The organism is Parasphingorhabdus sp. (assembly GCF_048269865.1).
Taxonomy (GTDB): domain Bacteria; phylum Pseudomonadota; class Alphaproteobacteria; order Sphingomonadales; family Sphingomonadaceae; genus Parasphingorhabdus.
The window spans coordinates 1-10,335 of the sequence record NZ_JBLWUA010000020.1; the positions used below are offsets into that span (position 1 = coordinate 1).

At 52.1% G+C, this 10,335-nt stretch carries 7 protein-coding genes and 3 pseudogenes; 1 reads left to right on the forward strand and 9 read right to left on the reverse strand.

From position 1 onward, the window contains the following. Positions 1-316 precede the first annotated feature (316 nt). Positions 317-466, reverse strand: a pseudogene (locus tag ACN0WW_RS16850) (integrase core domain-containing protein); the annotation flags it as partial. Between ACN0WW_RS16850 and ACN0WW_RS16855 the strand changes: the two are divergent. Then, positions 465-764: pseudogene (locus ACN0WW_RS16855) on the forward strand (transposase); the annotation flags it as partial. The pseudogenes ACN0WW_RS16850 and ACN0WW_RS16855 overlap by 2 nt on opposite strands. Here the strand turns inward: ACN0WW_RS16855 and ACN0WW_RS16860 are convergent. The 8 genes and pseudogenes from ACN0WW_RS16860 to ACN0WW_RS16895 form a co-directional block, all read right to left on the reverse strand. After that, positions 761-1,455 (reverse strand): annotated as a pseudogene (locus tag ACN0WW_RS16860) (IS3 family transposase); the annotation flags it as partial. The pseudogenes ACN0WW_RS16855 and ACN0WW_RS16860 sit on opposite strands and share 4 nt — an antisense overlap. Before the next feature lie 267 nt (positions 1,456-1,722). Beyond that, complete coding sequence (locus tag ACN0WW_RS16865; protein ID WP_236554107.1) at positions 1,723-4,128, reverse strand: TonB-dependent receptor; 2,406 nt, start codon at positions 4,126-4,128, stop codon at positions 1,723-1,725. A gap of 3 nt (positions 4,129-4,131) precedes the next feature. Then, on the reverse strand, positions 4,132-5,265 hold the full coding sequence (locus ACN0WW_RS16870) for a CaiB/BaiF CoA transferase family protein (RefSeq protein ID WP_089132024.1): 1,134 nt from the start codon (positions 5,263-5,265) through the stop codon (positions 4,132-4,134). 8 nt (positions 5,266-5,273) lie between these two features. After that, complete coding sequence (locus tag ACN0WW_RS16875) at positions 5,274-6,428, reverse strand: acyl-CoA dehydrogenase family protein (RefSeq protein ID WP_236554109.1); 1,155 nt, start codon at positions 6,426-6,428, stop codon at positions 5,274-5,276. Next, entirely contained in the window at positions 6,428-7,678 is a 1,251-nt protein-coding gene (locus tag ACN0WW_RS16880; RefSeq protein WP_089132023.1) for a thiolase family protein, read from the reverse strand. The genes ACN0WW_RS16875 and ACN0WW_RS16880 overlap by 1 nt, the downstream gene beginning before the upstream one ends. A gap of 44 nt (positions 7,679-7,722) precedes the next feature. Continuing rightward, complete coding sequence (locus tag ACN0WW_RS16885; protein WP_089132022.1) at positions 7,723-8,514, reverse strand: enoyl-CoA hydratase/isomerase family protein; 792 nt, start codon at positions 8,512-8,514, stop codon at positions 7,723-7,725. A gap of 158 nt (positions 8,515-8,672) precedes the next feature. After that, positions 8,673-9,713 carry an AraC family transcriptional regulator gene (locus ACN0WW_RS16890; protein ID WP_089132021.1) on the reverse strand — a complete coding sequence of 347 codons (1,041 nt, stop codon included), beginning with the start codon at positions 9,711-9,713 and terminating at the stop codon, positions 8,673-8,675. Between the two features lie 319 nt (positions 9,714-10,032). Beyond that, a partial coding sequence (locus ACN0WW_RS16895) for an IS630 family transposase (protein WP_417614189.1) occupies positions 10,033-10,335 on the reverse strand: 303 nt, incomplete at its 5' end.

The window sequence follows — 10,335 nt, forward strand, 5'->3', positions numbered from 1 at the left end:
CATCTTGTATCGAATCGGATGAGAACATAAATAGAACATATAGCTGTAGGAAAGTGTTTTCTTACGTGTTGAAGAGGGGAGGCTGCCGGGAAGGGGAGAACTGGCGCAGATGCAAGGAACTCCTCAATGTCCCGTAACGTCCTAACTAATCCCACATCATCCATCGAGAATACAGAGGTGGCTCGGTTTGTTTGCACAGCGATTGGCAAAAGATAAGCGGATCGTCTGCCGTTTGTTTCCTCAATATTCCGATATGGGGTGTCATGCAGGGAGGGCGTAGCCCGACCGGAATGACACCCCATATCGGTTGCCAAATTCATGCTGCCATTTTCACAGGTAGGTTGTCAAAATATGTTTGATCGGGCGTCTTGGCGGCAAGGCTCGAATGCGGTCTTCTCCCATTGTAAAAGCCCAGATACCTGCCGATCGACGACCGGGCTTCGCTGACCCCGCCATAGGCGTGCAAGGGTTTTGTCTATCTCGTTGCCATCGTCGACTGGTTCAGTCGCAAGGTTCTCTCATGGCGACTATCGATCACGATGGAGGCTGATTTTTGCGTCGAGGCCCTGGAAGAAGCACTGGCCCGCTATGGCAACCCTGAGATATTCAACACCGACCAGGGCAGTCAGTTCACCAGCATGGCTTTCACCAGCGTGCTGCTGCGCGAAAAAATCGCCATCAGCATGGACGGCAGGGGTGCATGGCGCGGCAACGTCATTGTAGAACGGCTCTGGCGTTCAGTGAAGTATGAGGAGGTTTACCTGGCCATCGGGATGTAGGTGATGTCTGTAGCCCACACCTGACCCGGCCGCACGATCGGCAGTCCTCGCAGCAAATAGGGGTAGATCTTATGCCCTGGAGCCGGCTTCGAAGTGTTCGGGCGGCGGTAGATGGCTTCGATCGCCATCTTCTTCATCAAGCTGGCGACATGCAGGCGGCCGATCTTGATGCCCTCCTGGCGCAGAAGATCGCGCAGCATTCGGCTGCCTGCATACGGGAACTCCAGGTGCAGCTCATCGATCCGCCGCATGATCGCCAGATCGGCAGGCGATACCGGCCGAGGCAGGTAATACACGCTGCCACGGCTGATCCTCAATTCCCGGGCCTGCCGCACGAGCGGCAATGCGTGCTTGCGATCGATCATCGTTTTGCGCCCGGCAACAGTCCGGCTTTCCCGAGCGCTCCGGCCAAAAAATCATTCACCAGCGTCAACTCGCCAATCTTGGCGTGCATCGTCTTTACGTCGATCGCCGGCTCTGCCGCTGCGCTACCGCCGTCCGATCCGAAAACACCCGCAGCCCCTTCCAGCAACTGAGTGCGCCAGGCCGTGATCTGGTTTGCGTGAACGTCAAACTGCTGCACTAACTCAGCCAGCGTCTTCTCACCCTTCACCGCAGCCAATGCCACCTTTGCTTTAAATGCCGGACTGTGGTTCCGGCGTGGTCGTCTGCTCATATACGCTCCTGTCATGCGGCCGCCTTGGCCGCCGTTAGACAGAAAATCCACTTATCCCGCTGTGCAGTTTTCCCGAGCCACCTCTCCCCTCTTCAACACCCGTCAGGTGACAAGTGCGTAAAGAGAAACCTCCAGTTTTGTCTGGAAAACGAATCCCATATTCGTTTTCAATCCGGATCGGTTGCGGCAAACATTGCGATGCCGTTTCGGCAAAGGAGAAATGTAATATTTACTTAGCAGCCCGACCCGGAAATCAATGCTATCGCATCAAAAGCTATTCAACCTCAACTCGATGCCAAATGTCCTTCCGCGAGAAAGCGGCGCAAGTGTGCCGCCGAGCGGTACCGGCCCCAAGATGTCCGGAAGCAGCGTATCGCCGCCATGCTGCACATCGTTGGTCAGGTTCTTACCATAGAGTGTGAAAGTCATATCCCCATCCATGAGCGCGAACGAAACGCTGGCATCAATCCGGTCAGATGGGTTTAAAAAACCGAGATTATTGTCGGTAAGCGCCGCACCATCACGATGTGAATAGGCGACCCGGCCAGTTAGGGTACCAAAGTCCATTTCTTGTTCGGCGATCAGCCCGATATTACCGGTCCAGTTAGCGAGGCGCGGAATCTGCAGAGAAGCATCATCTGTATCAATTACTCCGTCGCCATTGAGGTCAAACACCACGTTTTTATAGTCACCGTCGACATATCCGAGAGAACCTTCAAGCAATAAGCCAGGAAGAATTTCAATCTGGCCGTCGATCTCAACGCCCCAGATGGTAGCATCGGCAGTGTTCCGAATAACCTGAACGATACCCGCAATCGGATCAGTCAAGAGAATTTCACGCTGCAGGCTTTCCATTTGGTTATAGAAGACCGCAAAGTTCAGACGCGAGCGCGGCATGGGCTCAGACTTAAAGCCCAACTCAAAGGAATCGATCTGTTCATCCTGAAACGGACCAGGTCCAAAATTAACCTTATCAGCGGCTGTATTACGCAAGTTGAAACCACCGGCCCGATAGGCCCGCGCCCAATGCGCGTACATTCGTGCATCCGGACTGAATTCATAGCCAATACCGATCTTGGGTGACCAGTTCGACGTTTGGAATATATCCACGAAATCGAATGCGCAAGTTCCCGCGATGACATTACAAGGGGTATTCACATTATTAACGAGTGATGCGACTTGGGCATCTTTTGTTTCGTCAGCATAGCGGATACCGGCGTTGATCGAAAAACTATCGGTCAGGTCTATGTCAACCGCGGCGAAGACGCCGAATGTCTCCTGATCTACTATACCACCGCCATGCTGTGTCAGTGCCGGTACGCCTGTTGGCGTCAGCGCACCAAGCAGATCGCGTCCTTCTGTATATACCAGTTTCTGTGAGAAATAATAGATACCTGTCGTCAAATCGACCATGTCGCCAAAGCGTCCATTAAATCGCAGTTCGTTCGATATCTGGTTCTGCTTTGTTGCAAAGTCCCCATGAAACAGTGACAGTGGAGTGCCGTCAATGTCGCTGCGAGCCGTCTGTTCATATTCGCGCCAACCGAAAACATTGACAATAGAACCGCCATCACCAATATTGACATCAACGTTGATCGTAGCAATCACTTGGTTCCAACTTGTATCGAAAAAGCCGAGCTCATCAATGGAGAAATCAAAGCTCTCACGGCTGAACCTTCCGGAAGTGCCCGGAGGATTTAAAGGTGCCGCCTCTACCCCACGTCCGTTTATATGGTTTTGGTTGGCAGGTCCCTGACCATCGGCTTCACCGTGCTCAAATTTCAAGGTGAAATTACCAATATCGTTAGGTGTTACTTTGATTGCGGCGCGTACGATAACTGTTTCAGACTCACCAAAAGTCTCTGTTTCGCCGGAGGCCAACGTATTTTTGAACCAACCATCATCCTTATTGTAATAGAGTGCCAATTTGGCGGACAGCTTGTCTTCAACAATCGGGCCGGTGACCGTGCCCATGGCATAATAATTTCCGCCTGTCCCGCGGAGACCAGATTCGGCGATTAGTTTTGCTGTTGTCTGAAATTCATTCTTAGGGTCAGCGGTATTTAGCAATACTGCGCCACCAGTCACGTTCCTCCCAAACAAAATGCCCTGTGGACCGCGCAGTACTTCCACGCTTTCCAGATCAAATGTGTCAAATACAACGCCTCCATTTATCCCCAGATAGACGCCGTCGACAAATACACCGACAGCTGGATCGATCGAAGGAATCGATGAATTCACTCCGAGGCCGCGTATAGCAAAATTCGCAACGCCTTTCGTAGTGCCGACCTCATCAAGTGCAACATTCGGCATTTTGAAACTAAGACTAGAAATGTCGCGTACTTGCAGAGCATCCAATGTTTCTGAGCCATAGGCTGTAATTGCCAACGCGGCATCCTGCACATTCTCACCGCCAGCCTTTTTAGTGCCGGTGACAACAATCACATCGTCCAGAAAAGTAAAACCGCCGGATGACTGATCTTGATCAGAGGTTAACTGATCTGTTTCCTGAGCTTGTGCCATTCCTGCCGTCGACAGAGCCAGCGCAGCTATTACAATAACGGACGCACTGCGCAAATAAACAAATCGCATGATTTTTCCCCCTAATACACTTTTATAATCTTCTAAGATGCAGAACTTAAACAAACTGATCAGCGGTGCAACTGATGCCACTATTCAATGAGCGCCAATCCACCGTCTTTGCTCACTAACCATTTCGTCAATCAATTCCTGCCGATGTTCATTATGTAAAGGTGCCTCACCAAGAAAATCGTTGGACACAGACGCAAAACGTGGTGCAGCAATGGCTTGTCTAAAGCCGAGACTGTCATCAAATATGCCGCGTTCCTTATTATGAGGGTGATCCGCAGCGTCGGTAGGGCTTGTCACCAAACCAAAACAGGCATCGCTTCCTTCCAAAAGTTCGCACCAATGCGCGCTCGGTTGAGAAGCAAACAAATCGCTTAGCCGTTTGGCTTGATTGGCCCATGCGTTCTTATCGAACTGGTGTTCATACACGGGATCGTCTGTAAGGTTCAACAGATCCAGTAGCACCGAATAGAATTTTGGTTCGAGACTTCCTAACGTTATATATCGACCATCAGCACATCGGTAACTGTTATACCAGGGCGCTCCGTCCAGAGCGCTTTGGCCTCGTTCCGGTTGCATCAAACCCTTCGGCAAAAGGTCGAACACCAAATTCATCATATGAGCCGACCCGTCCACAATCGCCGCATCAATGACATCGCCCTTGCCAGTTGTGCGCGCCCGGATAATCCCTGCCAGAAGACCAATGGTCAGGTAATTGGCACCGCCGCCGACATCCCCGACAAGGCCGGGCGGCGGCAGGGGCTTTCCGCCCGCAGGGCTAGCATACCACATGGCGGAACTGACAGCCACATAGTTGAGATCGTGACCGGCCGCCTGTGCCAATGGTCCATCCTGTCCCCATCCGGTAATTCGGCCATAGACCAGCCGAGGATTGCGTTTCATACAGGCATCGGGACCAAGGTTCAGACGCTCCATTACACCAGGACGCATCCCCTCAATCAGAGCGTCCGCTCCCTCGATCAGATTCATCAACAGCTCTTGGTCATCCGAATTCTTGAGATCAAGCGCAATGGAACGTTTCCCGCGTTTCAATATACCAATCGGCATTGTCGAGCCGGGATCACTACCTTTTTCCTTGCGCTCGATCAGTACGACATCGGCGCCAAGATCGGCCAGATGCATACCACTAAAGGGCCCCGGTCCGATCCCCTCCATTTCAATTATCCTGATGCCGCTGAGCGGCCCCTGTCCCATTGTCATTGTCCCATTCACCGGAATGCGGAAATGCCGGTCAAACCCCGAGCGATCAAGAGCTTCTGAATTTCCGTAGTGCCGTCAGGAATGGGTGTAATCATGGCTTCGCGGGCCAATCTCTCGACGATGAATTCCTTCGTTAGGCCATTGCCGCCATGTATCTGAACCGCCTGGCGCGTAGCCTCCACTGCTATTTCCGTGCCGTACCATTTCGCCATAGCGCATTCGACATCACAGCGCTGACCTGCGTCAATCATAGATGCCGCCCGAAGCGCAAGCAATCGCGCAGCATCAATCTGGGTTGCCATGGTCGCAATCTTGTCGGCGATCAGTTGATGTCCGGCAATTTGTTTGCCATGCTGGACGCGATCCTGTGCATATTTAATGGATTCTTCCAGTGCCCGTCTGGCAATGCCATAGCCCCAAGCCGCGACATGGATGCGCGCCCGTTCAAACAGGGTCAGTGTATTTTTCAACCCGCTACCAATTTCGCCGATTGTATTGCTGACCGGCACCCGCACATCATTCAGAAATATCTGTGAAGTTGACTGGCTGTTCAGTGCTATTTTGGGAATGCCGCGCACCTCATAGGGATGCTCTTCCCGATCAAGCAAAATGTGCGTCAGCTGATTTTCATCCGAGCGGCATGTACAGATGAAAAAGTCAGAATATTCTCCATTTGTGATCCAGGTTTTCTCTCCGTTTATAATCCAGTCATTGCCATCACGCACGGCGCGGGTCTTGACGCCCGACACATCCGATCCGATATCTGGTTCCGATATGCCAACCGCACCTATTATCTCACCGCGCAGCATCGGGCCGGCATATCGTGATTTAATATGATCCGGCGCGAGCCTCAGGAGCATCGACGTGGCAGCGGCATTAACCAGCGCGACGATCGCCAAATCGCCGGAGGAATATGCCAGCTCTTCAATCAGCTGTACATGCAGGCGCCAGGACAGGCCCAGCCCGCCATCCGATTCCGGCTGGGGCGCGTTGACAATGCCAAATTCCCCTAGCTGCATCATCCATTCACGGATATTTTCCTTGGGATAGAAAACATCGCCTAGCTCCTTCAACTCCGGCTCAAGCCGCTCATCCAGAAAACGCCGCAGACCGTCTATCGCAAGACGTTCATCTTCATTGAACATGAAACCAATGTTGCTCATTATGCTTCCACCTTTCCCAAAATATTGATTACAGCTGCGCCTTCTTCGATACCGACCAGGCCGCCGCTATTTTCGTGAATGGCGTGCCGCGCATTTTCGACTTGCCGTTTGCCCGCCTCTCCGCGCAATTGCGTAACCAGTTCGTGAAGTTGTCCAAGGCCCGTCGCGCCGATCGGATGTCCTTTTGATTCCAATCCACCCGACGGGTTGATGGGTATCCTGCCGCCTACCGTAAAATCGCCGCGTTCCGCCGCCGGACCCGCCTCACCCAGAGGAGCAAGCATCAGGTTCTCCGCATGCATCAACTCTCCGATAGCAGTCGCATCATGGACTTCGGCGACATCCATATCATCGGGGGAACGGCCAGCCATCTGATAGGCTTTTTGCGCCGCCAGCCGGGCCATGTGGTTTTCCGGTTCGTCAGCGGTCCTTTCGGCATTGCCGCTCATCGATACGCTAGCTAGGATTTCCACAGCGCGGGACTTGTCCATGCCCAGCTTCTTCAGCCCCTCTTCATTGCAAATAACCGCGGCAGCAGCACCATCGGAAATGGGTGCGCACATTGGCAAGGTCAGCGGATAGGTAATAGGCGGCGCAGCCAGCACCTCCTCAATCGAATAGGCCTGACGATATTGCGAATATTCATTATGCACCGAATGTTCATGGTTTTTGGCAGCGATGGCCGCGATCTGCCGCTGCGTCGTTCCATTACGCTTCATGTGGTTGAGCCCAAAGGCCGCATAGACCTTCATGAAAATACTATAGGGCCGTTCCGATTCGGACCCTTCGGGGCATTCCATGCCTTTGCCAAGACTAACAAGGCGCTCAATATTTTCATCGACCGTGGCCACGTCCCAAGCGCCATCAAACACCGCAAACATTTTTTTCTTGTCAGGAACATTCATTTTCTCAACACCGGCGGCCAAAATAATGTCGTGCATGCCGGAGCCAACCCCCTGCACGGCCAGATGGAAGGAAGACGAGCTCGACGCGCAAGCATTCTCTATGTTGAAGACAGGTATTCCAGACAGGCCAATCTGGCCCAGCGCCACCTGCCCGGGAATGAATGTTTGCCCTTGCAGGAAACCTTGTGTCGAGCTTGAATGATAAACCGCTTCAACGTCAGACTTATGGCCGCCCGCATCACCGAGAGCAGTGCTAATGGCCGTGTCAAGCAACTGCCTTATGCTTTGGTCAGGGTGTCGGCCGAATTTTGTCATGCCCACACCGACTATATATGCCTTTTCCATTGTCGAAAGTTCCCTCTAATCTTTTTTCCGGAAAACCGGCGCGATCATTTTCCCGTATATTCTGGTGCCCGTTTCTCGCTAAAGGCAGACAGGCCCTCTAGAAAATCGGCGGATTTGGAATGCTCTGCTAATAGCCGGGTTTCCAGCGTCAGCGCATCGCGCGGATTGAGCTGACGACCATCCGCCACCATCTGTTTCATGCGATGCAGAACCAAGGGACTTTTCTGCGCCAGATTATCGGCGAGCTTCATTGCTTCGTCCATCAGGCTCTCATCGTCATGGACGGCGCTGACGAAGCCAAGGTTTTCAAATTCCTCCGCTGGCCAGTTTTCACCTGAAAAAAGCAGCAGATTAGCCTTCTTCTCACCAATAAGCCGCGGCATGATCGTGCCCCCACCACCACCCGGCAGCACACCGAAATTGGAATGGCTGTCGCCCAATCGTGCGCTACGGGCGGCAAGGACGATATCGCAGGCAATAGCCATTTCCAGACCTCCGGCAAGCGTGAATCCATTCAGCGCCGCAATTGTTGGTTTAGGCAGTTCCCGCAATTGGTGGAATATCTCCTGGATAGTACCAAGAAAGGATAAAAATTCCTTCGCATTGCCTGCCTGGGCTTCGGCAAGAACGCCTTTCAGATCCGCCCCGCAACAAAAGGCACGCCCCGCTCCCGTTATGATTAGCACACGCAAACCGTCATCTTCTGCAACGACGGAAACCGCACTGGAAAGTTCGTCCACCATTGCCCCCGAAAGCGCATTCATCGCCTTAGGCCGGTTCAATGTTATGCAGGCAATGGCATCGCGAGTTTCAAATTTTATTGTTTCATAAGCCATCGGTCATCATATCCCGTCCATGATAAGGCAAAAGACGCATTCAACTGCGCTGCCGAATACTGACAATTATAGCGAAAGCCTGCGTTTGACATGCGATTGACTCGCCATTGCACGCCAAAATAGCGTCAACAAAACCATCGGACGATTGAAACTTGCTGTTATTCGGATTTCAGCTTTGATTTTTCGAGATACTCGTGCGGTGACCGACCGGTCAATCTTCGAAATGCACGCGAAAAGTTGCTGGAGTCGTTATATCCTAAAAGATAGGACATTTCCTTGATCGAATGACGTCCGGAACGCAAATACCGGATAGCGAGATATTTACGCATACCGTCAAGCACCGCGTTAAAAGTTGAACCTTCATTCTGTAACTGCCGTTGGAGGCTTCGATTGCTCATACCAAGTGCGCTTGCAATTGTGCGGATCGACACGTCACCATCGGGCAGCATATTTACAATGGCTGACTGAATCCGAGGAATGATTTGCTCATCATCAAATCGGGCGATATATTCCGTTGCAATCTGATCATGAGCACGGACAAACTCTGGATTGAACCCTCGCAATCGTTGGTTAGAATCGGATTCGGAGACGTGCAGTTCGAGCCGTTCGCACCCATATTCGATGGGACAGCAAAAATAATCATCAAACTCGGCAGATGCGAATTTAGGTTTAGGTCGGGGCATACGCACCAAAATCGGCGAAAAGTTTGACCGATAAACCATCCTTGCAAATCGCAGAACAGTTGCCAAAAATGCATCCTCCCTCGTCGGAGGCAGTTTTTCTCGTATTGTTAACGAAAAAACTAACCGCTTATCACGGATCTGTGTGCTGGCATTACCCGCCTGCGAAATTAATTGGAAAAACCGTTCGTATCTTACGAAGAAAGAATTCAGAGTGCGACTGGCAAACAGTGAATATCCTAATGCGTGCATGGAGCCCGGTGTAAGGCGTGCGCCGAGCTTCAAGCCAATCGCTTCATCGCCTGTAATTCTCTGAATAATCTCGTAAAACTTGCTCACCTGCCACGAAGGAACACGCGCATTGGGATCATTCAAAAGCTCAGGATTGATTCCTACTTCTTGCAGAATTTCATTGGTGTCAAACTCCGAATAGAACTCGTCAACAATCGCAACCAAGTGGATCAGCCACGTAGCAATGACTGTCACTTTAGCTGTCGGGAATTCCGCTTCGCCCTCCAATTTTTCTCTCCTATTTCAAGCACTAGATTTTTTATTGAGATTGATACGAGTTTTTCAAACGACATAATAAGCAAGCATATGTCCTCGGGCGGATACTCGTACCCTAAAAACAATGCGCTGACACTATACTATACCCCGTCTACATACTATACCCCGTCTACCTCAGGATCCGAAAATCTGCGGGATTGATGACGCGAAAGTTGTTGGTGACCTGATCGCGGAAGGCGTGCCATTGTTTCGGCACGTTTTGAGTTAGGAACCCCAGGATCGCTGCCCTAAATTCGCGCGCCGTTGCGTAGCCTTGGTTATGGGTGATGTTTTAGTGCATCACTCCCCAGAGTCGCTCGATCGGATTGAGGTGGGGGCTGTAGGTCGGCACGAAGTGGAGCCTGATCCGCTGGCCTTTTCGGACCAGCCATTCCTGCGCCAGCCGGGCATGATGGTAGCGGGCGTTGTCGAGGAAGACGTGGATCAACCGCCGCGACGGATGGGTGGCAAGGATCGCCATGAGCAGCAGGATCGTGCTTTGCGCATCGACGGTGAGGACATCGAGCATCTGGGTCTTGCCGGTCTCGAGGTCGATGGCGCCATGAATATTCACCCGGTCACGGCCGCTGCTGGG